This window comes from Paracoccus stylophorae (assembly GCF_028553765.1).
GTDB classification, from domain to species: Bacteria; Pseudomonadota; Alphaproteobacteria; order Rhodobacterales; family Rhodobacteraceae; genus Paracoccus; species Paracoccus stylophorae.
Genome location: NZ_CP067134.1, coordinates 2740294 through 2763263 on the forward strand (window position 1 = coordinate 2740294; position 22970 = coordinate 2763263).

General features: G+C 65.9%; 24 protein-coding genes and 1 tRNA gene. 12 read left to right on the plus strand and 13 right to left on the minus strand.

What is annotated here, in order from left to right; genetic code table 11:
• Window positions 1–137: 137 nt before the first annotated feature.
• A complete protein-coding gene (gene purQ, locus JHW45_RS13475; RefSeq protein ID WP_272858115.1) occupies window positions 138–809 on the minus strand; it encodes a phosphoribosylformylglycinamidine synthase subunit PurQ in 672 nt (223 codons plus the stop codon).
• Window positions 810–930: 121 nt separating this feature from the next.
• On the opposite strand from purQ, the gene JHW45_RS13480 reads away from it, so the two are divergent.
• Complete coding sequence (locus JHW45_RS13480; RefSeq protein WP_272858116.1) at window positions 931–1842, plus strand: VaFE repeat-containing surface-anchored protein; 912 nt, start codon at window positions 931–933, stop codon at window positions 1840–1842.
• A gap of 101 nt (window positions 1843–1943) precedes the next feature.
• On the opposite strand, the gene JHW45_RS13485 is transcribed toward JHW45_RS13480, so the two are convergent.
• Window positions 1944–3155 (minus strand): NADP-dependent isocitrate dehydrogenase, encoded by a 1212-nt coding sequence (locus tag JHW45_RS13485; protein ID WP_272858117.1) that lies wholly within the window; start codon window positions 3153–3155, stop codon window positions 1944–1946.
• A gap of 213 nt (window positions 3156–3368) precedes the next feature.
• On the opposite strand from JHW45_RS13485, the gene JHW45_RS13490 reads away from it, so the two are divergent.
• Window positions 3369–4529, plus strand: coding sequence for a Hint domain-containing protein (locus JHW45_RS13490; RefSeq protein ID WP_272858118.1), 1161 nt, complete (start codon window positions 3369–3371; stop codon window positions 4527–4529).
• Between the two features lie 79 nt (window positions 4530–4608).
• Here JHW45_RS13490 and JHW45_RS13495 read toward each other — a convergent pair whose 3' ends face one another.
• From JHW45_RS13495 to JHW45_RS13505, 3 genes are read right to left on the minus strand one after another with little or no spacing between them, the layout of a single operon-like run.
• The gene (locus JHW45_RS13495) at window positions 4609–5049 is read right to left on the minus strand and encodes a hypothetical protein (RefSeq protein WP_272858119.1); all 441 of its coding nucleotides are present in this window, start codon (window positions 5047–5049) and stop codon (window positions 4609–4611) included.
• Between the two features lie 45 nt (window positions 5050–5094).
• Complete coding sequence (locus JHW45_RS13500) at window positions 5095–6189, minus strand: HD domain-containing protein (RefSeq protein WP_272858120.1); 1095 nt, start codon at window positions 6187–6189, stop codon at window positions 5095–5097.
• A gap of 3 nt (window positions 6190–6192) precedes the next feature.
• Window positions 6193–6855 carry an alpha/beta hydrolase gene (locus tag JHW45_RS13505; protein ID WP_272858121.1) on the minus strand — a complete coding sequence of 221 codons (663 nt, stop codon included), beginning with the start codon at window positions 6853–6855 and terminating at the stop codon, window positions 6193–6195.
• 169 nt (window positions 6856–7024) lie between these two features.
• Between JHW45_RS13505 and iscR the strand changes: the two genes are divergently transcribed.
• Window positions 7025–7483 (plus strand): Fe-S cluster assembly transcriptional regulator IscR, encoded by a 459-nt coding sequence (gene iscR, locus JHW45_RS13510; protein ID WP_272858122.1) that lies wholly within the window; start codon window positions 7025–7027, stop codon window positions 7481–7483.
• 163 nt (window positions 7484–7646) lie between these two features.
• Here iscR and arsC read toward each other — a convergent pair whose 3' ends face one another.
• Both arsC and JHW45_RS13520 read right to left on the minus strand, forming a co-directional pair.
• Window positions 7647–8015: an arsenate reductase (glutaredoxin) gene (arsC, locus tag JHW45_RS13515; RefSeq protein WP_272858123.1), complete on the minus strand. Its 369-nt coding sequence runs from the start codon at window positions 8013–8015 to the stop codon at window positions 7647–7649.
• Between the two features lie 5 nt (window positions 8016–8020).
• On the minus strand, window positions 8021–8536 hold the full coding sequence (locus JHW45_RS13520; protein WP_272858124.1) for an Lrp/AsnC family transcriptional regulator: 516 nt from the start codon (window positions 8534–8536) through the stop codon (window positions 8021–8023).
• A 100-nt stretch (window positions 8537–8636) separates the two neighbouring features.
• On the opposite strand from JHW45_RS13520, the gene JHW45_RS13525 reads away from it, so the two are divergent.
• The 7 genes from JHW45_RS13525 to JHW45_RS13555 all read left to right on the plus strand — a co-directional run bounded on the left by JHW45_RS13525 (window position 8637) and on the right by JHW45_RS13555 (window position 15265).
• The gene (locus JHW45_RS13525; RefSeq protein WP_272858125.1) at window positions 8637–8954 is read left to right on the plus strand and encodes a DUF2849 domain-containing protein; all 318 of its coding nucleotides are present in this window, start codon (window positions 8637–8639) and stop codon (window positions 8952–8954) included.
• Complete coding sequence (locus tag JHW45_RS13530) at window positions 8947–10605, plus strand: nitrite/sulfite reductase (RefSeq protein ID WP_272858126.1); 1659 nt, start codon at window positions 8947–8949, stop codon at window positions 10603–10605. The genes JHW45_RS13525 and JHW45_RS13530 overlap by 8 nt, the downstream gene beginning before the upstream one ends.
• Window positions 10598–11329: a phosphoadenylyl-sulfate reductase gene (locus JHW45_RS13535; RefSeq protein ID WP_272858127.1), complete on the plus strand. Its 732-nt coding sequence runs from the start codon at window positions 10598–10600 to the stop codon at window positions 11327–11329. The genes JHW45_RS13530 and JHW45_RS13535 overlap by 8 nt, the downstream gene beginning before the upstream one ends.
• The gene (locus JHW45_RS13540; protein ID WP_272858128.1) at window positions 11326–11712 is read left to right on the plus strand and encodes a DUF934 domain-containing protein; all 387 of its coding nucleotides are present in this window, start codon (window positions 11326–11328) and stop codon (window positions 11710–11712) included. The genes JHW45_RS13535 and JHW45_RS13540 overlap by 4 nt, the downstream gene beginning before the upstream one ends.
• A gap of 52 nt (window positions 11713–11764) precedes the next feature.
• Window positions 11765–12607: a ferredoxin--NADP reductase gene (locus JHW45_RS13545; RefSeq protein WP_272858129.1), complete on the plus strand. Its 843-nt coding sequence runs from the start codon at window positions 11765–11767 to the stop codon at window positions 12605–12607.
• Between the two features lie 165 nt (window positions 12608–12772).
• A complete protein-coding gene (locus JHW45_RS13550) occupies window positions 12773–14755 on the plus strand; it encodes an OmpA family protein (RefSeq protein ID WP_272858130.1) in 1983 nt (660 codons plus the stop codon).
• A gap of 135 nt (window positions 14756–14890) precedes the next feature.
• Window positions 14891–15265 (plus strand): hexameric tyrosine-coordinated heme protein, encoded by a 375-nt coding sequence (locus JHW45_RS13555; RefSeq protein WP_272858131.1) that lies wholly within the window; start codon window positions 14891–14893, stop codon window positions 15263–15265.
• A gap of 45 nt (window positions 15266–15310) precedes the next feature.
• Here the strand turns inward: JHW45_RS13555 and JHW45_RS13560 are convergent, their stop codons facing one another.
• The 3 genes from JHW45_RS13560 to JHW45_RS13570 form a co-directional block, all read right to left on the minus strand.
• The gene (locus tag JHW45_RS13560; protein ID WP_272858132.1) at window positions 15311–15742 is read right to left on the minus strand and encodes a CoA-binding protein; all 432 of its coding nucleotides are present in this window, start codon (window positions 15740–15742) and stop codon (window positions 15311–15313) included.
• A gap of 213 nt (window positions 15743–15955) precedes the next feature.
• Entirely contained in the window at window positions 15956–16366 is a 411-nt protein-coding gene (locus JHW45_RS13565) for a YHS domain-containing (seleno)protein (protein WP_272858133.1), read from the minus strand.
• A gap of 87 nt (window positions 16367–16453) precedes the next feature.
• Window positions 16454–17257 carry a TrmH family RNA methyltransferase gene (locus JHW45_RS13570; RefSeq protein WP_272858134.1) on the minus strand — a complete coding sequence of 268 codons (804 nt, stop codon included), beginning with the start codon at window positions 17255–17257 and terminating at the stop codon, window positions 16454–16456.
• Window positions 17258–17407: 150 nt separating this feature from the next.
• Between JHW45_RS13570 and JHW45_RS13575 the strand changes: the two genes are divergently transcribed.
• Together JHW45_RS13575 and JHW45_RS13580 are read left to right on the plus strand one after the other, a co-directional pair.
• Window positions 17408–17491, plus strand: a tRNA-Tyr gene (locus JHW45_RS13575).
• A 92-nt stretch (window positions 17492–17583) separates the two neighbouring features.
• The gene (locus JHW45_RS13580) at window positions 17584–18612 is read left to right on the plus strand and encodes a hypothetical protein (protein WP_272858135.1); all 1029 of its coding nucleotides are present in this window, start codon (window positions 17584–17586) and stop codon (window positions 18610–18612) included.
• Here the strand turns inward: JHW45_RS13580 and mgrA are convergent.
• From mgrA to ileS, 3 genes are read right to left on the minus strand one after another with little or no spacing between them, the layout of a single operon-like run.
• Window positions 18609–19658, minus strand: coding sequence for an L-glyceraldehyde 3-phosphate reductase (gene mgrA / locus JHW45_RS13585; RefSeq protein WP_272858136.1), 1050 nt, complete (start codon window positions 19656–19658; stop codon window positions 18609–18611). The two genes, JHW45_RS13580 and mgrA, sit on opposite strands and share 4 nt — an antisense overlap.
• Window positions 19655–19918: a DUF3253 domain-containing protein gene (locus JHW45_RS13590; RefSeq protein ID WP_272858137.1), complete on the minus strand. Its 264-nt coding sequence runs from the start codon at window positions 19916–19918 to the stop codon at window positions 19655–19657. The genes mgrA and JHW45_RS13590 overlap by 4 nt, the downstream gene beginning before the upstream one ends.
• Window positions 19915–22944 (minus strand): isoleucine--tRNA ligase, encoded by a 3030-nt coding sequence (gene ileS / locus JHW45_RS13595; protein ID WP_272858138.1) that lies wholly within the window; start codon window positions 22942–22944, stop codon window positions 19915–19917. The genes JHW45_RS13590 and ileS overlap by 4 nt, the downstream gene beginning before the upstream one ends.
• Window positions 22945–22970: the final 26 nt, after the last annotated feature.

Here is a 22970-nt window from a genome sequence, read left to right on the forward strand (position 1 = left end):
CCACGGATTGGCGAGCTGCGGCCCGACCCGGACCGCCCGCTTGGCCGTGCTCTGTTTCGGCTGTTTCTGGGTCACCGCGTCAATCCGACGAAATCGCTCGCTGACGCAATCTAGGCGCGGAATCGACTTCGCTCAAGTCAGGCGTTCTGCAGGCTGCCCACCAGCGACGAAAACAGCGCCGCCCCGTCGGTGCCGCCCAGGGCCGGATCGGCCGCGCGTTCGGGATGCGGCATCATGCCCAGAACGCGGCGGTTTTCCGACAGGACCCCGGCAATATCGGCCACCGACCCGTTGACGCCGGGAGCATAGGTAAAGGCGATCCGGTCCTGATCGCGCAACGCCGCCAGCCCGTCCGCGTCGATCTGGTAATTGCCGTCGTGATGGGCGACGGGAACCCTGATCGTCTGCCCCGACCGGTAACCGCGGGTAAAATCGCTGTCGGCGGTGGCCACGCGCAGCACGGCCTCCGGCCGGCAGATGAAGGTCAGCCCCCGGTTGCGCATCAGCGCGCCGGGCAGCAGCTTCAATTCGGTCAGCACCTGGAACCCGTTGCAGATCCCCAGCACGAACCCGCCCCGCGCCGCATGGTCGCGCAGCGCGCGCGCAATGGGCGAATGGGCGGCAATCGCCCCGCAGCGCAGATAATCGCCAAAGGAGAACCCGCCAGGCACCGCGACCAGATCCGTGCCTGCGGGCAGCGAATCGTCCTTGTGCCAGACGCGGGCGACCCGCGCCCCGGCCCGATCCAGCGCCACGGCCAGATCGCGATCGCAGTTCGATCCCGGAAATGTGATGACGGCGGCTTTCATGTCGCGAACTCCGATGGTTGCGGCCCCGATCCGATACCCGATCCGCGCCGGTTTGAAAAGCCGCCGCGCCGTGCCGCGCAAAGGTGATCGACAGACCGGCATCGGGAACGTAAAATTCGGCATGAAAAACATCTTCCCATCAGCAATTTCGCGCAGCGCGGCGGTCGCGACGTTCTCCGTCGGCCTCGCCTGTTCCCTGCCCTTCGCCGCCTCGGCGCAGGATGCGGTGACGCTGGACGGCGTCGCCATCGACGCGGCCGACGACAACCGGTTCTTCACCCGCCTGGGCGGCACGGTGCGCGACGATGTCAGCTATTCCGGCCTTCAGCCGGGACAGGACTATACCCTGACGGCGGTCCTGATCGACCCGGCCACGGGGCAAGAGGCGGGTCAGCCTGTCTCGCACGGCTTTACCGCCGATGCGGCGCAGGGCAGCGTCAGCATCGAACTGCCGGTCGCGCCCAATCGCACGCCCTCGAATCAGGATTTCGTCGTGGCGCTGAAACTGTTCGCCGGCCCCGACGGTTCGGGCGATCCGCTGGCCGAAGCCGCCGATCCCGACGACGCCGATCAGGCGATCCAGGTCCACGCGATCCAAAGCATCTCGGTGACGGCGGCGGACGCGGCGGACGGCGATTCGATGCTGGACCCGGCCGGCGGCACCATCGCGGCCCGCGTCCAGCACCGCAATCTGGTCGCCGGCTATTCCTATACGATCTGGGGCCAGTTGCTGTCCGCCAGCGGCCAGTCCACGGCGATCTATGCCAGCATCCCCGAATACGTGCCCACCGAAATGGACGGCGAAGTGACGCTGGAATTCACCGTCCCCGAGGGGTTCGAGGGGGTCAGGCTGGTGCCCTCGGTCGGGCTCTATCACGCCAACCGGGTGACGCTTGGCGATGACGGCTGGCTGACCTATCTGCCAGATGCGCCGAACCCGGTGATGATCGCCTCGGACCCGGACGTGCAGGCGCCGGCCAAGCTGATCAGCATCGGCACCCCGTTCGAGGATCTGCCCGCCGACGACGGCTGAACGACCGCTCGGCCGGCCACATGAAAAAAGGGGCCGCGCGGCAATCGCGCGGCCCCTTGTCGTTTCGTCTGCGGGGTCGTTTCGTCTGCGGGCGTGCCGGATCAGGCCAGCGCCTTGTTCAGATACTCGTCGACCTTTTCCAGATAGCCCATCGTGGTCAGCCATTTCTGGTCCGGCCCGACCAGCAGCGCCAGATCCTTGGTCATGAACCCGTCCTCGACCGCCTGCACCGTGACCTTTTCCAGCGTCGTGGCAAAGTTCATCAGCGCGTCGTTGTCGTCCAGCTTGGCGCGATGCTTCAGCCCGCCGGTCCAGGCAAAGATCGACGCGATCGAGTTGGTCGAGGTCGCATTGCCCTTCTGATGTTCGCGGTAATGGCGGGTGACGGTGCCGTGCGCGGCCTCGGATTCGACGATCTTGCCGTCCGGCGTCATCAGCACGCTGGTCATCAGACCCAGGCTGCCGAACCCCTGCGCGACGGTGTCGGACTGCACGTCGCCGTCATAGTTCTTGCAGGCCCAGACATAGCCGCCCGACCATTTCATCGCGCTGGCCACCATGTCGTCGATCAGACGATGTTCATAGGTGATGCCGGCCTTCTCGAACTTGTCAGCGAATTCCTCGTCGAAGACCTGCTGGAACAGATCCTTGAAACGCCCGTCATAGGCTTTCAGGATCGTGTTCTTGGTGGACAGATAGACCGGCACACCGCGCGACAGGCCGTAATTCATGCTGGCGCGGGCGAAATCGCGGATCGAATCGTCCAGGTTGTACATCGCCATGGCCACGCCCGAGCCGGGCGACTGGAACACCTCGTGCTCAATGGTCTCGCCGTCGTCGCCCACGAACTTGATCGTCAGCTTGCCCTTGCCCGGAAAGCGGAAATCGGTGGCGCGATACTGGTCGCCGAATGCGTGGCGGCCGACGATGATCGGCTGCGTCCAGCCCGGCACAAGGCGCGGCACGTTCTTGCAGATGATCGGCTCGCGAAAGATCACGCCGCCCAGGATGTTGCGGATCGTGCCGTTGGGGCTGCGCCACATCTTTTTCAGGCCGAATTCCTCGACGCGGGCCTCGTCGGGGGTGATCGTGGCGCATTTTACGCCGACGCCGTATTGCTTGATCGCCTCGGCCGCGTCCACGGTGATCTGGTCGTCGGTGCGGTCCCGCTCCTCGATGCCCAGATCATAATATTTCAGGTCGATGTCCAGATAGGGCAGGATCAGCTTCTGCTTGATGAAGTCCCAGATGATCCGGGTCATTTCGTCGCCGTCAAGCTCGACGACGGGGTTCTCTACCTTGATCTTCGACATGCATGGCCCCCTTGGCGTTGGATTTGCTGCTGTGCGCCCTATAGCCGCATTCGGCGCGGAATGAAAGACGGTATGCCATGGTATGCACTTTGCCCGCCGATGCGCGATCGCTTGCATTTGCATCGAAACTGCCGAATTCGACAGCTTCACGCGCGCGGCCGCCGCCGCTATCGCTGACGCGTAGTTGTTACCAGTTCACCGGATTTGTTTGTCATGCCCGTCTACAGAATGATCTTCCTTGGAAACCTGCCCGACATGGACGTGGTCGAGCAGGGGTGGTTCCGTCCCGATTACGACGCCGAACGCGCGGTCCAGATCCTGCGCGGCCAGACCTTCGGAAACGCCGCGAACCCGCTTTACCAGAACGTCCTGAACGTTTCGATGAACGAACGCAACGGCGACGGCCGGATCGACCTGAACAACGCGCCGGGGCGTCAGGAAACCGTCAGCTACCGTCTGGACGGCACCAACCACGAGGCCGAGATCGACAGCACGGTCCGCATCCGCAATGTCGACATCACCCGGCAACTGCCCGATGGCCGCACCGACACCGTCACCACCACGCTGCGGATGTTCCAGGACACCGAAGGCAACACCTTCCTGATGCCGCCGCCCCTGGGCGGAGGAGAGCGGGGCGAGGTCGCCGGCGTCACCGAATATCCGATCATCGGCATCCGGCTGCCCAGCAATTCGCGTGATTTCGTGACGGAATACGGCAGCGTCTATACCGACCGCTACGACGTCACCAGCTTCGTGCCGTGCTTCACCGCCGGCACGATGATCCTGACCGATCGCGGCGAACGCCGGATCGAGGATCTGGCCGTCGGCGATCTGGTCTGGACCCGCGATCACGGGTTCCAGCCGATCCGCTGGCGCGGCCTGCGCGACCTCGACCGCCGCGATCTTCTGGCCATTCCGCGCATCCGCCCGATCCGCATCCGCGCGCATGCCCTGGGGCCGAACCGCCCCGCCACCGATCTGACCGTCTCGCCCCAGCACCGGATTCTGGTCCGGTCCCGGATCGCGCAGCGCATGTTCGGCACCGCCGAGTTGCTGGTCGCCGCCCGCCAGCTGACCGAGATCGAGGGCATCGACGAGGTGACCGACAGCGACCGCGTCACCTATGTCCACCTGATGTTCGACCGGCACGAGGTGCTGATGTCGAACGGCGCCGAAACCGAATCGCTCTATCCCGGACCGCAGGCGATGGCGGCACTGGGCACGGACGCGGTGGCGGAAATCCTCACGATCTTTCCGCAACTGGGGACGGCGCGGGATCGCTTTCCCGAAGCCCGCCCCTTCGCAGCCGGGGGCCGCGCGCGCGCCCTTGCCCATCGTCACGCCGCCAACCGCCAACCGCTGTTCGGCACGTGAAAAGGGCGCCGGAGCATATCCGGCGCCCTTCCTTCCCTCCGATGCCGCCCGTCAGACGCGCGACACCTGCCGCCGATGATCAAAGACCGGCAGCTTCGCAATCGGCAAGGGTGATGTCCTGAAGGTTGAGGGTGGCCACCTCCGCTTCGGCATCCACATTCCCGGAATTTCCGTCCGCCGCCACGTCGGTTTCGCCGACCATGCCATCGGCGGCCTCATTGGCGTCGCTTTCGCCGGCATTCGGGTTGCCCTCATTCCCCGCCACCACATCCTCGTTGCTGGCATCGCCAAGGTCGGAGGCATCCGCGTTCGCCTCAAGCCCCGTGGTGTCGGGATTACCGGTATTGCCCGGGGCAACATCGGTCGTGGCACCGCCTGCCGCCAGCATCTCGCAATGGGCGGTCACCGCAGCCAGATCGCCGCTGGTGATTTCCTGTCCGCCGATCATGGTCTGACCGAACGCGGCACCGCCGAATGCCATTCCGGTCACGGCGCTGATAGCCAGGATATTGATTTTCATAACTCTACCCCTGATGGTGATGTGTCTGATACAGTCCTCAACACGTCACGTCCGGGATCGTTCCCCGGCGCCGTCCGATTGCGATGCGCCATCGCTGAAAACTGCGCCCGCCCGACGATCCAGCCAGTCCCCGATTGCGGGCGCGCCGGGCGGCAAGGTCCGGATCGCCGGCTGACAGCGTTCCAGCGCGCGGGCGAAGTCCGCGTCCGGCGTCCGGCCTGACTCGACCTCTTGCCACAGCGCCAGCAGCGCCGCGCCCTGCGCCGGTGGCAGCAGCCCGAAGATCCGCTCCGCCGCCACGCCCCTGGCCGCGCAGACCCCGGCCGAGCCCTGCGCCGTCCCGCCTGCCAGATACTGCGACACATCGCCCATGTCGATCTCGACCAGATCGTGGATCAGCAGCATCCGGATCACCCGCCCGATATCGACGCCCGGCCCGGCCCGATCCGCGAAAGCCAGCGCGGACAGCGCCAGATGCCAGCTGTGTTCGGCGCTGTTCTCGCGCCGCGATCCGTCGATCAGGGTGCTGGCGCGCTGCACCGATTTCAGCCGGTCGGCCTTGGCCAGAAACCGCAGCCGCGCGCCCAGATCGCCCTGCGGCACGCCCCCCGCCAGCAGGGTTTCGGCGGCCCGCACCGCAGGCGCCCATTCCCGGTGCAGCCGGGCGGCGCGTCCCGTCGACAGGTTGTCGCGCACGATCCGGACATGATCCGGCAGCGGATCGCTCGCCATCAGCACCTGAAACAGCGGCTGGACGTGATCCATCCGCTTGGCCTGCACCGCATCGGCGCTGCCTGCCGCCTCGAATTCCTGCCACAGCGACAGCAGCGCCCCACCACCCGGCAAAAGCCCGAAGATCCGCCGCGCCGCCGCGGCCTCCTGCCGGGCCAGCGTGGCCGCGTCGTGATCCAGATGGATCGGATGATCGCCCACGTCGATCTCGACCAGATCGTGGATCAGCAGCATGGCGACGGCGCGATCCGACGCCCCGAACACCAGCGCCCACAGCGCCACGTGCCAGCTGTGTTCGGCGCTGTTTTCCGGCCGCGACAGATCCATCAGCACATTCGCGCGGGCGACCGATTTCAGCCGGTCGGCCTCGCGCAGGAACCCGATCCGGCGGGCGATGCCGTCGGCCATGCCTCAGCGCGTGCTTTCGGTCAGCCGCCGCCGCACATAGGTCTGGACCAGCGAGATCATCGGCTTCATATGCGCCTCGTCGTCGCGGAAAAAGTGGTCCGCGCCCTCGATCTCTTCGTGGGTGACGGTGATCCCCTTCTGTTCGCGCAGCTTGGCAACCAGCGCATGGGTGTCCTTGGGCGGCGCCACGCGGTCGGCGGTGCCGTTCACGATCAGCCCCGAGGACGGGCACGGCGCAAGAAAGCTGAAATCATACATGTTGGCAGGCGGCGCCACGCTGATGAAGCCGGTGATCTCGGGGCGGCGCATCAGCAATTGCATCCCGATCCACGCGCCGAAACTGAACCCCGCGACCCAGCAATGCTTGGAATTGGGGTTCATCGCCTGAAGGTAATCCAGCGCCGAGGCCGCATCCGACAATTCGCCCACGCCCTGATCGAATTCGCCCTGGCTGCGCCCGACCCCGCGGAAATTGAACCGCATGACGGTAAAGCCCATCTTGTGAAAGGCGTAATGCAGGTTATAGACCACGCGATTGTTCATCGTGCCCCCGTATTGCGGGTGGGGGTGCAGGACGATGGCGATGGGGGCGTCGGGCTTGCCGGGCTGCGGGTGATAGCGGCCTTCAAGACGGCCTTCTGGGCCTGGAAAAATCAGCTCTGGCATCGTCGTCCTTCTAGGGCTTTGAGGTTCCTTGACGCCTTCGCGTCCGGCTTCTAGACCAGCATATCTGGGAAGCCAGCGCCGATTGCGCAAGAAACGGGCCTGCGGGGCATAGCCCAGCCTTGCCTTACCCGTCAATGCAGCGGGCGCCAGCCAGCAAGGGGACCACGCGATGAAACTGTCGACCAAGGGCCGCTACGCGATCATCGCGCTGACCGATCTGGCCATCGCCCGGCAGGGCGAACTGACCTCTCTGGCCGAGATCGCGAAACGGCAGGACATCTCGCTGCCCTATCTGGAACAGCTTTTCGTGCGGCTGCGCCGCGCCGGTCTGGTCGCCTCGGTGCGCGGGCCGGGCGGCGGATACCGGCTTGCGCGCGCGCCCGAAACCATCCGCATCGCCGAGGTGCTGGAGGCGGTGGACGAAACCGTCAGCGCCATGCATGTGGGCGGCGGCGCGACGGGCGGCGTGTCGGGGTCGCGCGCCCAGACCCTGTCGAACCGGCTGTGGGAAAGCCTGTCGGCGCATGTCTATGTCTTCCTGCACAACCACACTCTGGCCGATGTGGCGCGCAACCAGCTTCTGCCCTGCCCGGCCCTGCCGCAGATCCTCAGCGTCGTCGACGAATAACCCCGCCGTCAGGGCAGCGCGCGTTGCCGGTGCACGGCCTGTGCACATGCGGTGCCGCCCTAGTGCACGCCATGTGCTGCCGAAAACCCAGCATTTGCAGGGGCTGGACGCCGCGGATCGCACCCGGCCGCATCACGCAACGCGCGCCCCGTTGCGCGCGTCGTCAGGATGTCGCCGCAAGCATCTCGAACACCGCCTCCTTGGGCCGGCACAGCCGCGCGGTTCCGTCCGGCGCGAAGACCAGCGGCCGTTCGATCGCCTCGGGCCGGGCGGCCATCGCCGCGATCAACCGGTCCTCGGTCAGGCTGCTGTCGGCCAGCCCAAGCTGTTCATAAGCCGGGCTTTTCCGGCGCAGCAGATCCCGCGCGCCGATCCCCGCCGCCGTCAGCGCCGCGCGCAGTTCCGCCTCGGATGGCGGCTGTTTCTGATAGTCGCGCACCCGTGGCTGCACCCCCGCCTCGCGCAGCGCCTCCAGCACGAAGCGCGAGGTCGAACATTTCGGATTGTGCCAGATCACCCACGCCTCGCCCATCGCCCTCACCTCGCGGCCTCGGCAATCGGCAGCGCCGATGTCGCCTTGATTTCTTCCATGGATAGCAATGCCGTAACGTTATAGATCCGGACCTCGGAAATCAGCGACTGGTAGAACCGGTCATAGGCGCGCGCATTCCTGACCTGCACCTTCAGGATATAGTCGATGTCGCCTGCCAGCCGGTGCGCCTCGACCACCTCGGGCCGCTCGCGCAGCGCCTTCAGGAACCGCTGCGCCCAGTCCCGGTCGTGTTCGGCGGTGCGGATCAGCACGAAGAAACAGGCCTCCAGCCCCAACGCCTCGGGGTTCAGGATCGCCACCTGCCGGCGGATCACCCCGGCCTCGCGCAGCTTGCGAATCCGGTTCCAGACCGGCGTTTTCGACGCGCCCACACGCTCGGCGATCTGGTCCAGCGACAGGCTGGCATCCTGTTGCAGCAGGGACAGGATTTTGCGGTCCACCTCGTCCAGACGGACAGGCGTTTGGGCTTCGCCCGTCTCTTGCAAAAATTGTTCCGCCATCGCGCCCTCTCCTGCCTGTTCATCCTTATTTCGCCGACCGTATCGCAAAATACCAGAACAAAATTCTATATTGTCCGGACCAACGGAAAGGTCCGAAACGATGAGCAAAGCCTTTACTCCATCCATCGCCCGCCCCGGCGTCATCACCGCCAACGATCTGCGCAAGGGCCACAATGTCTGGATGTGCGAAGGCGGCTGGACCGCCGATCCCGCGCAGGCGATCCTGTTCGAGGACGAGGCCATCGCCGATCTGGCGCTGCTGAAGGCGATCGGACAGGCGGACCTGGTCGTCGGCCCCTATCTGGTCGAGGCACGGCGCGGCCCGAACGGTCCCGAACCAGCCCATTTCCGCGAAACCTTCCGCCAGAATGGCCCCACCAACCACAACCGCCCGCAGGCCGAGGCCGCCAATGTTTGATGTCCGTCCCGTCGATACCGATTATGTCCAGCATCGCGCCGCGCAGTTCCGCGCGCAGGTCGCGCGCCGTCTGGACGGCAGCCTGACCGAAGAGGAATTCCGCCCGCTGCGCCTGATGAACGGCGTATATCTGCAACTGCATTCCTACATGCTGCGCGTCGCCATCCCCTATGGCACGCTGAACCCGGCCAAGCTGCGGATGCTGGCCCATGTCGCGGAACGGTGGGACCGCGGATACGGGCATTTCACCACCCGCACCAACATCCAGTATCACTGGCCCCGGCTGATCGACATTCCCGACATTCTGGAGGCGCTCGGCTCGGTCGGGATCCATGCGATCCAGACCTCGGGCAACACGATCCGCAACATCACCGCCGACGCCTTTGCCGGTGCGGCCGCCGACGAGGTCGAGGACCCGCGCCCCTGGGCCGAGTTATTGCGGCAGTGGTCGACCGATCACCCGGAATTCCAGTTCCTGCCGCGCAAGTTCAAGATCGCCGTCTCGGCCGGGGCGCAGGACCGGTCGGTCGTCTCGGCCTATGACATCGGGCTGCGCATCGTCGAAAAGGACGGGCAGCGCGGCTTTCAGGTGTGGGTCGGCGGCGGGCTGGGGCGGACGCCGATGCTGGGCAAGGTCATCCGCGAGTTTCTGCCGCAGGCCGATATCCTGCCTTACGTGGAAGCGATCGTTGCGGTCTACAACCGGACAGGCCGGCGCGACAACAAATGGAAGGCGCGCATCAAGATCACCGTGGCCGAACGCGGGCTGGACACGATGAAGGAAGATGTCGAGGCCGAATTCCTGCGCCGCCGCGCCCTGTTCGACGGCCGCGACCAGAACGTGGTTGAGGATTTGCGGACCCGGTTCCTGCCGCCCGATTTCCGCCGCGCGCCGACCGATGCCTATGACGCGGCACGCGCCGCCGATCCCGGTTTCCGGTCGTGGACCGATACCAACCTGCACCCGCACCGCGCCGACGGCTATGCCAGCGCGATCATCACGCTGAAGGCGCCGGGCGCCACGCCGGGCGATGCGACGGCGGACCAGATGCGGCTGGTGGCCGACCTGGCCGAACGGCTCGGCCATGGCGATATCCGGGTGAATTACGACCAGAACCTGATCCTGCCGCATGTGCACAAATCGGATCTGCCGGAAATCTATGCCGCGCTGCGCCCGGCGGGGCTGGCCACGGCCAATGCCGGCAAGGTGTCCGACATCATCTCGTGCCCCGGCATGGATTACTGCACGCTGGCCACCGCCCGGTCGATCCCCATCGCGCAGGACATTGCCGATCACGTCCGCGCCCACGGGCTGGAGGATGAGATCGGCAAGCTGAACATCCGCATCTCGGGCTGCATCAACGCCTGCGGGCATCACCATCTGGGCCATATCGGCATTCTGGGCCTGGACCGGGCCGGGGTCGAGAACTACCAGATCACGCTTGGCGGGGATGCCAACGACATCCCTTCCATCGGCCAGCGCGCCGGCGCGGGCTTTCCCGCCGATGAGGTCGTGCCCGCCATCGACCGGCTTCTGCGCGCCTATCTCGAGGTCCGCGAGGACGAGGACGAGCGGTTCATCGACACCTATCGCCGCGTCGGCCCCGCGCCGTTCAAGGCGGCGCTTTACCCCGAGGGGGCCGATGCTTGACGGAACGCTGGACGGCCGCGCCTGGCGGCTGAACGACCGCTATCGCCACCACGCCGCCTCCGAGGTGCTGCGCCGCGCCGTGGGCGATCCCGATCTGGGCCGGGTGGCACTAGTGTCGTCTTTCGGGGCGGAATCGGTGGTGCTGCTGCACATGGTCAGCGTCGTGGCGCCGGGCCTGCCGGTCCTGTTCATCGACACGCAGATGCTGTTTGCCGAAACGCTGGACTATCAGCGCGCGGTGACGGCCAGACTTGGCCTGACGGACGTGCGGGTGATCCGCGCAGGCGCGGACCGGATCGCGGCGCGCGACCCCGACGGTAGCCTGCACCGGGTCGATCCCGATGCGTGCTGCGATCTGCGCAAGACGGTCCCGCTGGAACAGGCGCTGGCCGGGTTCGATGCCTGGATCACCGGGCGCAAGCGGTTTCAGGGCGGCCAGCGCGCGACGCTGGATTTCTTCGAGCCCGAACCGCCGACGCGGCTGCGGGTCAACCCGCTGGCACATTGGCGGCCGCAGGATGTGCAGGACTACATGATCGAGAACAACCTGCCGCGTCATCCGCTGATCGCCAAGGGGTATCCGTCGATCGGCTGCGCGCCCTGCACCTCGGCGGTCGCACCGGGCGAGGATCCGCGCGCGGGCCGCTGGCGCGGCCGCGACAAGACCGAATGCGGCATCCACTTCATCGGCGGCCGGATGAGCCGCAGAAAGGTCACGGCATGAGCAGCCAGCCCGAAAACGACCGGATCATCGCCCGCGACGACGGCTTTCATCCCGTGGACGCCGAGGCCGATGTCACCCTGCCCCCCGACACCGCGCCGGACGAGCTGGTGGATCATCTGCACCGCGCGCTGATCGCCATCGAGTTTCCCGTCTTCTCGGACGGGCGCGGCTTCAGCCTTGCCCGCCTGCTGCGGGATATGGGATATGAGGGGCGTCTGCGCGCCGTGGGTCGCCTGATCGCCGACCAGTATGCGATGGCGCGCCGGGTCGGCTTCGACGAGGTCGAGGTCGCACCCGACATCGCCGACCGCCAGCCGCAGGATCAGTGGCTTGCACGCGCGGACTGGCGCGAATGGGACCATCGGTCGCGCCTTGCCGGCTGAGCCCCCCTTTCGTTTCGCCGCCAGATCGCCTAGGACATTCAGGAATTGAGAGATGACGCTGGACCTTACCGTGGCCGACGCCGCCCCCAAGACTGCCAAGAAAACCCAGTCCGATGCCCAGACCGTGACCTCGGTCACGCACTGGACGGACAAGCTGTTCTCGTTTCGCGTGACGCGACCGGCCAGCCTGCGCTTTCGCTCGGGCGAGTTCGTCATGATCGGTCTGCCGGACGATAACGGCAAGCCGATCCTGCGCGCCTATTCCATCGCCTCGCCCAACTGGGACGATGAGCTGGAGTTCTATTCCATCAAGGTGCAGGACGGGCCGCTGACCTCGCGGCTGCAACATATCCAGCCGGGCGACCAGATCATCCTGCGTCCCAAACCCGTGGGCACGCTTGTTCTGGACGCGCTGCTGCCGGGCAAGCGGCTGTGGTTCCTGGCCACGGGCACCGGCATCGCGCCCTTTGCGTCGCTGATGCGCGATCCCGAAACCTATGAACGCTATGAGCAGGTGGTGATGATGCACACCTGCCGCACCGCGGACGAGCTGGCCTATGGTCGCGAACTGGTCGGGGATCTGAAGAACGATCCCTTGCTGGGCGAGCTTTACGGCAAGGATTTCGCCAGCCGCCTGCTGTATTACCCCACGACCACCCGCGAACAGTCCGCGCAGATGGGCCGGATCACCGACAACCTGAACTCGGGCAGGATCTTTCAGGATCTGGGCCTGCCGCCCATCTCGCCGGAAACCGACCGGGCGATGATCTGCGGCAGCCTGGCCTTCAACGTCGACGTCAAGGCGGTGCTGGAGGAATTCGGCCTGCGTGAGGGGGCGAATTCGGAACCGCGCGAATTCGTGGTTGAAAAGGCGTTCGTCGGCGAAGGCGTCTGACCCTACGTTTTCCGAATGATCGTGAAAGGACGCGGCATGGGCTGCGCCCTTTTCCGTGGCTTCATTCGGCACAATTCCGCCCGGCTCACGCGGTTGTTTGGAACGCCCCGCGCGGCGGGCTGTTAGACACGCAGCATTGCCGAGTCATCACCAGGGGAAGCCTTCATGCGCCGGATCATCAGCAACACCACTGCCATCGCGGCCTGCCTGTCGATGGTCTTGCCGCAGCTGGCAACCGCCAACACCGCGCTGCCGGCCGACCCTCCGGTTGCGCAGGACGCCGTGATCATGGCGCAGGACGATGTCAGCCGCGACGATCTGGGCAAGCTGATTCAGGAAAAGCTGCTGAACGCGCAGAAAGAGGCCGAGAAGAAGGCCGGCAAGGCGAAGGATGCCGCCAAGGACGCGGCAAAGAAGGCCGACAAGAAGGATCGCAAGGCGGACGGAACCCGCAAGCCCGCGCCGAAAAAGCAGAAGAACGCGGACAAGAAGGATGCTGCGAAAAACGACGCGGTGAAAAAGGACGCGGTGAAAAAGGGCGCGGTGAAAAAGGATGGCGGCCAGAAGAAGACGGTCGAAAAGGACCGCCCGAAGAAGGCCGAACGCAAGGCGCAGGATCAGAAAAAGGCCACACCCGCAAAAGGCGATCAGCCAGCCGGCAAGCCCAAGAAGGCCAAGGATGCCCAGATCCGCAAGGACGACAGAAAGCCGCAGCCGAAGAAGGCCGACAGCAAGCCGGTCAAGAAGCCGCAGGCCGCATCCGCGCCGTTCCGTCGCGCGACCTCGGACACGGCCAATGAACGTGCAATGCGCATGATGCGTCTCAGCGATGTTCTGGACCGCGAGATCGCGCAGGGTCTGGACGAAGGACGGCTGAGATGCATGTCGGGCGGCAAGCTGCCCTGCAAGGAAGGAGAACGGCGCGTCACCCCGCGCGGCGTCGTGGTCGAACGCAACAGAAACGGCGCCTATCTGCTGGCGCCGGGGTCGGCGCAGATGTATCGCGTCGATGGCGATGGCAAGCTGGTCGCACGCGCGCCGGAAGAGGATCAGCGCGAGACCCGCGCGGGCCAGGATGCCGCGCACGAGACGGGCGCGGGCAAGGCCGACGCGCTGGACGACACGCAAAAGCGCCAGAATGTCCGGGAAGAACGGATCACCGAGGCCGGCCGCCGCTCATCCGCCGAGGATTTCGCCACCAGCCTGCGCGACGCGCTGACGGGGCGCGGCGACGACCGTAAGCCTGCCGCATCCGGCAAGGAGGACAACGATCTGGTCAAGGCGCTGCTGTTGGGGGCCGGTGCGCTGGCCGTCGGCTCGATGCTGAACAACAACCGTCAGGTCGCGCTCAGCACGCCGGACCGGGTGGTCCTGACCCGCGACGATGGCAGCCAGGAGGTGGTGAAGGACGAAACCGCGCTGCTGCGTCAGCCCGGCGCGACCGTGGCGACCGAGAATTTCGACGACGGCTCGTCGCGCACCATCGTCACGCGCCCCGACGGCAGCAAGGTGGTCACGATCCGCGACGCCGGTCTGCGGGTGCTGCGCCGCACGCTGATTTCGGCCGACGGCCGCACCACGCGGCTGATCGACGATACCGAAACCGTCGCGCCCGTCGATATCTCCAGCCTGCCCGCCCCCGCCCCCGTCTTCAACGACGGCACATCGCTGGATCAGGCGGCGCTGCGCGAGGCGCTGCAACGCGAGGCCGGCATCGACCGCCGCTTCACGCTTGGCCAGATCCGCAACATCCCCGAGGTCCGTTCGCTGGTTGCGCCGATCAATATCGACGCAATCACCTTCGACACCGGATCGGCCGCGATCCGGCCGGATCAGGCCGAGAAACTGTCCGGTCTGGGCCAGGCGATCCGCGAAACCATCGCCGGAAACCCGCGCGAGATGTTCCTGATCGAAGGCTATACCGACACGGTCGGGTCGGATTCGATGAACCTTGCGCTGTCCGACCGGCGGGCCGAATCGGTGGCGCTGGCGCTGTCGGAATATTTCGACGTCCCGCCCGAGAACCTGATCGTGCAGGGTTACGGTGAACAGTTCCTGAAGGTCCGGTCGGAAGGCGATATCCGCGCCAACCGCCGCGTGTCGGTGCGCCGCATCACCGATCTGCTGAAGACCGCCGAAGCGTCATAGGAAGGCGGTCCCGAAACCCGGCATTTACCATACATGTTTTTCCGGCTAGGCTGGATCGCGGCGTCGCGATCCGGCCCGCATCCTGTTTACGGCCTGCGGCGCGATCCACCCCGTGCATCCACAGGAGGCAGAGATATGACCCGACAATCGCTTTCGCTGATCGCCATGGCCGGCTTTCTTCTGGCCACACCGGCATTCGCGCAGGACACGATGTCCGAACCCGAGGCCGCGCCCGAACAGAACGCGATGGCCGAACAGGACGCCATGGCCGAACAGGACGCCGCCGAAACCTGGTTGCCCAGCCTGATGACCGAAACCCCGCAAGAGGGGTTCGATCTTGCCATCTCGATGGCGCGCCGGGCGGTCAAGACGACGCAGCCGGATGTCGACACGCTGAAGTTGCTGCGCCCGACCTATGCCGCCGACGCCACCGATCTGATCCAGGTGTCCGGCGTCGCGGCGACATGGTTCGCGACCATCGCCGCAGCCAACGAATACTGGCGCGACTAAGCGCCGTGCGGTCGCAGGCCACGCCTGCGGCCGACGCCAGCCCGGTCAGATATGGCGGGGAAACTCGATTTTCGGGCAGCGGTCCTGAATGACGGTGATGCCTGCGTCCCGCGCCTTCTGCGCCGCCGCATCGTCGCGCACCCCGATCTGGGTCCAGATCACCTGCAATTGCGGCAGATGCGCAAGCGCCTCGTCCACGACACCGGCGACGGCGTCGGACCGGCGGAAGATGTCGACCATCTGCACGCCCGCATCCTTCGGGATCGCGGCAAGGCTGGCATGGACCGGCTCGCCCAGGATCGTCTTGCCGGCATGTCCGGGATTGACCGGGATCACCTTGTAACCCTGCGCCTGCAAGAACCGCGCGACGCCCCAACTGGGTCGCGCCTCATTCGGGGACAGGCCCACCACCGCGATCACGCGCGTCTCGCGCACGATGCGGGCGATGTCTTCGTCTTCGGTCAGATCAGGGTCCATTGTCCCCCCTTGCTTCGCCTTCGGGTCGCGAAAGACTGGCATATAAAAGGCGCCCGGTCCAGAAATCTGGCCGGGCGCAAGTCGCGGAACGAGGGACAGTGATCCGAACATGACCGTTCCGGGGTCATGTTCTGATAGACAAATGTGCATCACGGGACGAAAGTTCCAGCCCTCTCGCGGTTTCGTGATTTCGAATCACGAAAAACGGCGGAACTAGCGGATCTTGCCCCAGATCCGCTTGGCCTGCGACAGGACATCCTTGGGCGCGGCCCGCATCTGCCGTTCCGCCGATTCCGAACGCAGCAGATACAACTTGCGGTCCAGAATGATGAAATGGCGCGGATCGCCCTTTTCCCGCCGGCCTTCTGACAAGGACACCGGACAAAGCCCGTTGAAGCCGGGCGCATAGGCGCGGGGATCGGCCTCAAACCGGGCGCGGTTATCCTCGGACGCGAAATGCCACAGCTTGCCTTTCCACATGGTGACGATATCGCTGCGGCCGGGGACGGGATGGCCGGCCCGCGCATAGGCGACCGCGTCAAAGCCGCCCAACGCCCAATCCTGCGCCGCCGCCGGCAGCGCGGGCACAATCAGAAGCAGCAGGGACAGAAGCAGCGGTTTCATGGCGAATCGTCTTTGGGTGCCAGACTAGTTGGCAGGCATGGGACGGATTCTCAACGCAGGGATGCAACCTGTCGCAGGGATGTGAACTCAGCCGCGCGACGCGGCATACAGCGCCACCGCCGCCGCGTTCGACACGTTCAGCGACCCGAAATCGGCGGCAAAGGGAATCCGCGCGATATGATCGCAGCTTTTCAGCGTCAGATCGCGCATCCCCGGCCCTTCGGCCCCCATGACCAGGCAAATCGCCCGGCCGGACAGATCGGCCAGCAGATCGGGCAGGCTGTCGGTGCCGGTCCCGTCCAGCCCGATCAGGATGAAGCCCATGGATTTCAGCTGGCCAAGCGCCTCGGCCAGGTTCGGGACGCGCAGATAGGGCTGCCGTTCCAGCGCGCCCGAGGCGGTCTTGGCCAGCGCGCCGGTTTCGGGGGCCGAGTGCCGCGAGGGCGCGATCACCGCGCGCGCCCCGAACACCTCGGCCGAGCGCAGGACGGCGCCGACATTATGCGGATCGGTCACCCGGTCCAGCGCCACCAGCAGCGGACGCACCTCGCCCGGCGCCTCGCGCAGCGCGACCTCGGATAGGCTGCCCCATTTCAGCGGCCGCACCTCCAGCGCGGCGCCCTGATGGACGCTGTCGGGGGCAAGCGGCACCTGTTTGCCGAAGACGCGCGGATCGGTGATCTCGGGGGTCATGCCGTGCAGATCGCCCAACCGGTCCAGCGCGTTGCGCGTCGCCACCAGCCGCAGTTTCTGACGCGCGGGATTGGCCAGCGCATCGCGCACGGCATGCAGCCCGAACAGCCACACCGTCTCGGCCTCGGCGGCGCGGCGGGCGCGTTCCTTGTCGATCACCCAGGCAGGCTTCTGGGGCTTGGCGGGTCTGTCGGCCATCGCGGGTATCCTTCTGTCGCCCGTCTCTGTGCGCGCAATCTGTCGCCCGTCTCTGTGCGCGCAATCCGGGCGCTGGCGCAACCCCCGGAAATCCGCTTGACGCCCCCGGACGGGGCGGCTAATCACGCCCCCACGCCGACGGCGTTCGGCGGGCGACGTGCTGCAAGGTGCGGCAGCGGACTGTAACTCCGCCGGGGAGACCCATGCCTGGTTCGATTCCAGGGTCGCCCACCATTTCCCCAGACCAGTCGCCGACGCCTGCGCGGGCAGACCGCTGTCCGACGGCCGGCAAGATCGGCGGCGCGGCGAAGGGCAGAACAGGCGCGATGACCGACGACTACACCCCCCGCCAGCCGCCCGAAGACGCCGCGCAACACCCGAACCTTCTGGTCGTGGCGCAGGCCGGACGGCTGGAATTCGAGGCGCTGATCCTGGCCGCCAGCCTGCGCCGTCATTCCCCCGACTGGACCGGCGATCTGTTCGTCGCCGAACCGCAACCGGACGGCGCGTGGCAGGGTCACGAGACCGCCATCGCCCCCGCGACCCGTGACGCGCTTGAAGGGCTTGGGGCCCGGATCGTGCCCTTTACCGCCCGGCATTTCGGCGCATCCTATCCCTATGGCAACAAGATCGAGGCGCTGTTCGCCCTGCCCGCGGGCCAGCCGTTCCTGTTTCTGGACACCGACACGCTGATCCGCGGACCGCTGGACCGGGTCCGGTTCGATGTCGACCGTCCCTCGGCCTCGATGCGGCGTGAAGGGACGTGGCCGATCCCGCCGCTTTACGGGCCGGGCTATGGCGATATCTGGAAATCGCTTTATGACCGGTTCGGGCTGGATTTTGATACGTCGCTGGATCTGGGCCAGCCCGACGAGCATTGGGAACGCTATCTCTATTTTAACGCCGGCTGGTTCTTCGGCCCCGACCCCGCCGAGTTCGGGCGCCGTTTCCTGAACTGGGCCATCGCGATCCGCGACGAGCCGGGCGACGAACTGGCCTGCCAAAGCCTCGATCCGTGGCTGGATCAGGTCGTGCTGCCCCTGGTGATCCATTCCTTTGGCGGCGGCCGGCCGGGGCCTGACCTTGCCGGGATGGACGGGGCGATCACCTGCCACTACCGCAACCTGCCGCTGCTTTACGCGCGCGAGGACGACGCCGTGCTGGACGCGCTGGAAACTGCCGTCGCACCCAACCGCATCAAGAAGCGGCTGCGCGACTGGACCCCGGCGAAGAAACTGATCTATCAGGGCAAGGGCCGCGACAAGATCCGGCCGCTGTTCGACCGCGCGGCGCTGCCCGCCCGGGAACAGCCGATCCGCAACACGCTGAAGAACAAGGGCTGGTGGCTGGTCTAGGACGCCCGCCCCTCGCCCGCGCCCTCGGACGATCCGGCCCACAGATTGACATCGCCCGCAGAAGACAGCTGGTCGATGCGCGTCAGTTCCTCCTGCGTGAAATCCAGATTGGTCAGCGCGCCGACGCAATCCTCCACCTGCGCGGGTCTGGATGCCCCGATCAGCGCGCTGGTCACGCGGCCATCGCGCAAGGCCCAGGCCAGCGCCATCTGCGCCAGCGACTGCCCGCGATTGACCGCCAGATCGTTCAGATCCCTCAGCCGGCCGATCATGTCGTCGCTCAGCCAGCCTGTGGACAGCGACTTGTCCTGCGCCGCCCGGCTGTTCTGCGGGATGCCGTTCAGATATTTCGCGGTCAGCATCCCCTGCGCCAGCGGCGTGAAGACAATGCTGCCGATGCCCAGATCGTCCAGCGTGTCCAGCAGCCCGTCCTTCTCGATCCAGCGGTTCAGCATGTTGTAACTGGGCTGGTGGATCAGGCAGGGCGTGCCCAGATCGCGCAGGATCGCCGCCGCCTCGGCGGTGCGCTGACGGTTATAGCTTGAGATGCCCACATACAGCGCCCGCCCCGACCGCACGATATGGTCCAGCGCGCCCATCGTCTCCTCCAGCGGCGTATCGGGATCGAACCGGTGCGAATAGAAGATATCGACGTAATCCAGCCCCAACCGCCGCAGCGACTGGTCGCAGGACGCGATCAGGTATTTGCGGCTGCCCCATTCGCCATAGGGGCCGGGCCACATGTCGTATCCGGCCTTGCTGCTGACGATCAGCTGGTCGCGCAGCCCGGCCAAATCGGTCCGCAGCAGCTGGCCGAACGCCTGTTCGGCGCTGCCGGCGGGCGGGCCGTAATTATTGGCCAGATCGAAATGGGTGATGCCCAGATCGAACGCGGTGCGGCAGATCCGGCGCTTGACCTCATAGGGGGTGTCGTCGCCGAAATTGTGCCACAGCCCCAGGCTGATCGCGGGCAGCTTCAGCCCGGATCGTCCGCAACGGCGATAGATCATCCGCTGATGGCGGTCGTCGGCCGGCTGATAGGTCATGTCTGTTCCTCGCTGTGCGTGCGGGCGTTCGGGCCAAGCCGGATCGGCCCGCTCGCGTCCTCGGCGACGTCCCTGCCCTTCTGCGTCACGCGGATCAGGCCCGCGCGCGCCAGCCCGAACGCCTGCGCCCGCAGGCGCGGCATCAGCACGCGCCAGTCATCCGCCAGATCCCGCGCCACCCGACTGGGGCAGCAGGTCGTGCCGGGGCGCAGGCCCGCGACCCGCGCCAGGATCGCCCGGCGCAGGTTGTCATCGGTCATAGCCGGTCCAGAACCGAATCGCAGCGGGCGCAGACGCCCGGATGGTCGTGCGTGCCGACATCGGGCAGGATTTTCCAGCAACGCTGGCACTTTTCGCCCTCGGCCAGTTCGAAGACCACGCCCAGCCCCGGTGCCTCGGCCATGCGGAACGCCTCGTTCGGGGCCGGATCGGCGGTCAGCGCCAGGTCCGAGACGATGCACATATCGGTGAAGTTCACCGATTTCAGCGCGTCCAGCGTCTCGGGGTTCTCGACATGCACGATGGGCGCGGCCTCAAGACTGGCGCCGATGGTCTTGTCGGCGCGCTTGATTTCCAGCGCGGCGGTCACGACGCGGCGGGCACGGCGCACGTGATCCCATTTCGCCGCCAGGGGCTCGTTCAGCCAGTCGGCGGGCGTTGTCGGAAAGTCGTGCAGATGCACGCTGTCGGCTTCGGACGGAAAGCGCGACAGCCACACATCCTCCATCGTGAAAGGCAGGATCGGCGCCAGCCACGTCACCAGCCGGTGATAGAGGATGTCCATGACGGTCCGCACCGCCCGCCGCCGCGCACTGTCTGGCGCATCGCAATACAGCGCGTCCTTGCGGATGTCGAAATAGAAGGCCGACAGATCGACGGTGCAGAACTGGAACAGCGTCTGGAACACGCCCTGGAAATCATAGGCGTCGTAACCCTTGCGCACCAGATGATCCAGCTGCGCCAGCCGGTGCAGCAGCCATTGTTCCAGTTCGGGCATCTGGGCCGGTTCCAGCCGCTCGGCCTCGTCGAAGCCGGCCAGCGCGCCCAGAAGAAAGCGCAGCGTGTTGCGCAACCGGCGGTAGCTGTCGGCGGTGCCCTTCAGGATCTCTTTCCCGATGCGGCTGTCGGCGGTGTAATCCACCTGCGCCACCCACAGGCGCAGGATATCGGCGCCGTATTGTTCGACCACCTCGGCGGGGACGATCGTGTTGCCAAGCGATTTGGACATCTTCATGCCCTTTTCGTCCAGCGTGAACCCGTGCGTCAGCACGCCCTTATAGGGCGCGCGCCCCTTGGTCGCGCTGGCCTGCAACAGCGAGGACTGGAACCAGCCGCGATGCTGGTCGGTGCCTTCCAGATACAGATCCGCGATGCCGTCGGGGCTGCCATCGGCGCGGTCGCGGATCACGAAGGCATGGGTCGAACCGGAATCGAACCATACATCCAGCACGTCCATCACCTGATCGTAGTCGTCCGGATCGGCGATGCCCCCCAGCATCTCGCCCTTGAAGCCGTCGCGATACCACGCATCTGCGCCGTCACGTTCGAAGGCGGCGACGATGCGGTCGTTCACCCGCGCATCGCGCAGCAGGAAATCCGCGTCGTCGGGCCGTGCGCCGCGCCTGACGAAACAGGTCAGCGGCACGCCCCAGGCCCGCTGGCGCGACAGCACCCAATCGGGCCGGTTTTCGACCATCGCATGGATGCGGTTGCGCCCGGACTTCGGCGTCCAGCGCACCAGCCTGTCGATCGAGGTCAGCGCGCGCGACCGGATCGTGTCGCCATATTCGCCCATGCCGTCGTCCAGGGGCTTGTCGATGGCCGCGAACCACTGCGCCGTGTTGCGATAGATCAGCGGCGCCTTGGACCGCCAGCTGTGGGGATAGCTGTGCTTGATCTTGCCCTTGGCCAGCAGCGCGCCGGCCCAGGCCAGGTTCTTGATGACGCTGACATTGGCCGGCCCGTCCTTGCCGTCGGGCTGCACGATCGCCTCGCCGCCGAAGATCGGCAGATCGGCGCGATAGGTGCCGTCCGGCTCGACATTATAGGTCATGGGCAGGCCGTGTTTCAGGCCAAGCTGATAGTCGTCGTCGCCATGGCTGGGCGCGGTGTGCACGAACCCCGTCCCCGCCTCGTCGGTGACGTGATCGCCGGGCAGCATGGGGACGTCGTAATCCCATTCGCCCCGTGCGCCTTCGACGCCGCGCAGGGGATGGGCCAGCTTCATGTTTTCCAGCTCGAACGGTCGCACAGAACGAATGCGTTCCCAATCCTCGATTTTCGCCGCGGCTTTCACACTGTCGGCCAATGCATCAGCCAGCAGTAATCGTTCACTCGGCTTCGCCGTCGAATTCGCCATGACCTCGCCGACCCGGTACAGACCGTACCCCGCATTGTTACCGTCCGCAGTGAATTGATCGGCGGCAATCTGCGGTGAGTATGCAACGCCTCGGTTCTGAGGAATTGTCCAAGGTGTCGTCGTCCAAATCACCACCGACACGTTTGTTGGCTCAAGTACATCAAGTGACGACGTAGTTAGCCGGTTGAGATCCTCATCTCGCTCAACAGACGATGACAATCCGTCGAGATCGGCTAGTCCTTCGACCACCGGAAACCGCACCCAGATCGTGTGGCTGGTGTGATCGTGATATTCCACCTCGGCCTCGGCCAGGGCGGTCTTTTCCACCGGCGACCACATCACCGGCTTGCTGCCCTGATACAGGCTGCCGTTCATCAGCAGCTTCATGAACTCGGCCGCGATCACCGCCTCGGCGTGATAGTTCATGGTCAGATAGGGATCGTCCCACTTGCCGGTGACGCCCAGACGCTTGAACTCGTCGCGCTGCACGTCGATCCAGTGATCGGCAAAGCGGCGGCATTCCTGCCGGAACTCGACGATGTCGACGGCATCCTTGTCCTGCCCCTTCTGGCGATACTGTTCCTCGATCTTCCATTCGATCGGCAGGCCGTGACAATCCCAGCCCGGAACATAGCGCGCGTCGCGGCCCATCATCTGCTGGCTGCGGACGATGAAATCCTTCAGCACCTTGTTCAGCGCGTGACCGATATGCAGATGGCCGTTCGCATAGGGCGGACCGTCATGCAGGATAAAGGGCGTGCGGCCCTGGCCACGCTCGCGCAGCGTGTCATAGATGCCGATCCGCGCCCATCGGGCCAGCCATTCCGGCTCTCGCGCGGGCAGGCCGGCGCGCATCGGAAAATCGGTCTGCGGCAGGAAGACGGTGTCACGGTAATCGGGGGTCTCGGCGCTTGCATCTGCGCTCATCGGGGCGTTCCTTCGTCAATCGTTCG

Coding starts and splice junctions, on each gene's coding strand:
- purQ (WP_272858115.1), bottom strand. CDS start 809: ATGAAAGCCGCCGTCATCACATTTCCGGGATCGAACTGCGATCGCGAT.
- JHW45_RS13480 (WP_272858116.1), top strand. CDS start 931: ATGAAAAACATCTTCCCATCAGCAATTTCGCGCAGCGCGGCGGTCGCG.
- JHW45_RS13485 (WP_272858117.1), bottom strand. CDS start 3,155: ATGTCGAAGATCAAGGTAGAGAACCCCGTCGTCGAGCTTGACGGCGAC.
- JHW45_RS13490 (WP_272858118.1), top strand. CDS start 3,369: ATGCCCGTCTACAGAATGATCTTCCTTGGAAACCTGCCCGACATGGAC.
- JHW45_RS13495 (WP_272858119.1), bottom strand. CDS start 5,049: ATGAAAATCAATATCCTGGCTATCAGCGCCGTGACCGGAATGGCATTC.
- JHW45_RS13500 (WP_272858120.1), bottom strand. CDS start 6,189: ATGGCCGACGGCATCGCCCGCCGGATCGGGTTCCTGCGCGAGGCCGAC.
- JHW45_RS13505 (WP_272858121.1), bottom strand. CDS start 6,855: ATGCCAGAGCTGATTTTTCCAGGCCCAGAAGGCCGTCTTGAAGGCCGC.
- iscR (WP_272858122.1), top strand. CDS start 7,025: ATGAAACTGTCGACCAAGGGCCGCTACGCGATCATCGCGCTGACCGAT.
- arsC (WP_272858123.1), bottom strand. CDS start 8,015: ATGGGCGAGGCGTGGGTGATCTGGCACAATCCGAAATGTTCGACCTCG.
- JHW45_RS13520 (WP_272858124.1), bottom strand. CDS start 8,536: ATGGCGGAACAATTTTTGCAAGAGACGGGCGAAGCCCAAACGCCTGTC.
- JHW45_RS13525 (WP_272858125.1), top strand. CDS start 8,637: ATGAGCAAAGCCTTTACTCCATCCATCGCCCGCCCCGGCGTCATCACC.
- JHW45_RS13530 (WP_272858126.1), top strand. CDS start 8,947: ATGTTTGATGTCCGTCCCGTCGATACCGATTATGTCCAGCATCGCGCC.
- JHW45_RS13535 (WP_272858127.1), top strand. CDS start 10,598: ATGCTTGACGGAACGCTGGACGGCCGCGCCTGGCGGCTGAACGACCGC.
- JHW45_RS13540 (WP_272858128.1), top strand. CDS start 11,326: ATGAGCAGCCAGCCCGAAAACGACCGGATCATCGCCCGCGACGACGGC.
- JHW45_RS13545 (WP_272858129.1), top strand. CDS start 11,765: ATGACGCTGGACCTTACCGTGGCCGACGCCGCCCCCAAGACTGCCAAG.
- JHW45_RS13550 (WP_272858130.1), top strand. CDS start 12,773: ATGCGCCGGATCATCAGCAACACCACTGCCATCGCGGCCTGCCTGTCG.
- JHW45_RS13555 (WP_272858131.1), top strand. CDS start 14,891: ATGACCCGACAATCGCTTTCGCTGATCGCCATGGCCGGCTTTCTTCTG.
- JHW45_RS13560 (WP_272858132.1), bottom strand. CDS start 15,742: ATGGACCCTGATCTGACCGAAGACGAAGACATCGCCCGCATCGTGCGC.
- JHW45_RS13565 (WP_272858133.1), bottom strand. CDS start 16,366: ATGAAACCGCTGCTTCTGTCCCTGCTGCTTCTGATTGTGCCCGCGCTG.
- JHW45_RS13570 (WP_272858134.1), bottom strand. CDS start 17,257: ATGGCCGACAGACCCGCCAAGCCCCAGAAGCCTGCCTGGGTGATCGAC.
- JHW45_RS13580 (WP_272858135.1), top strand. CDS start 17,584: ATGACCGACGACTACACCCCCCGCCAGCCGCCCGAAGACGCCGCGCAA.
- mgrA (WP_272858136.1), bottom strand. CDS start 19,658: ATGACCTATCAGCCGGCCGACGACCGCCATCAGCGGATGATCTATCGC.
- JHW45_RS13590 (WP_272858137.1), bottom strand. CDS start 19,918: ATGACCGATGACAACCTGCGCCGGGCGATCCTGGCGCGGGTCGCGGGC.
- ileS (WP_272858138.1), bottom strand. CDS start 22,944: ATGAGCGCAGATGCAAGCGCCGAGACCCCCGATTACCGTGACACCGTC.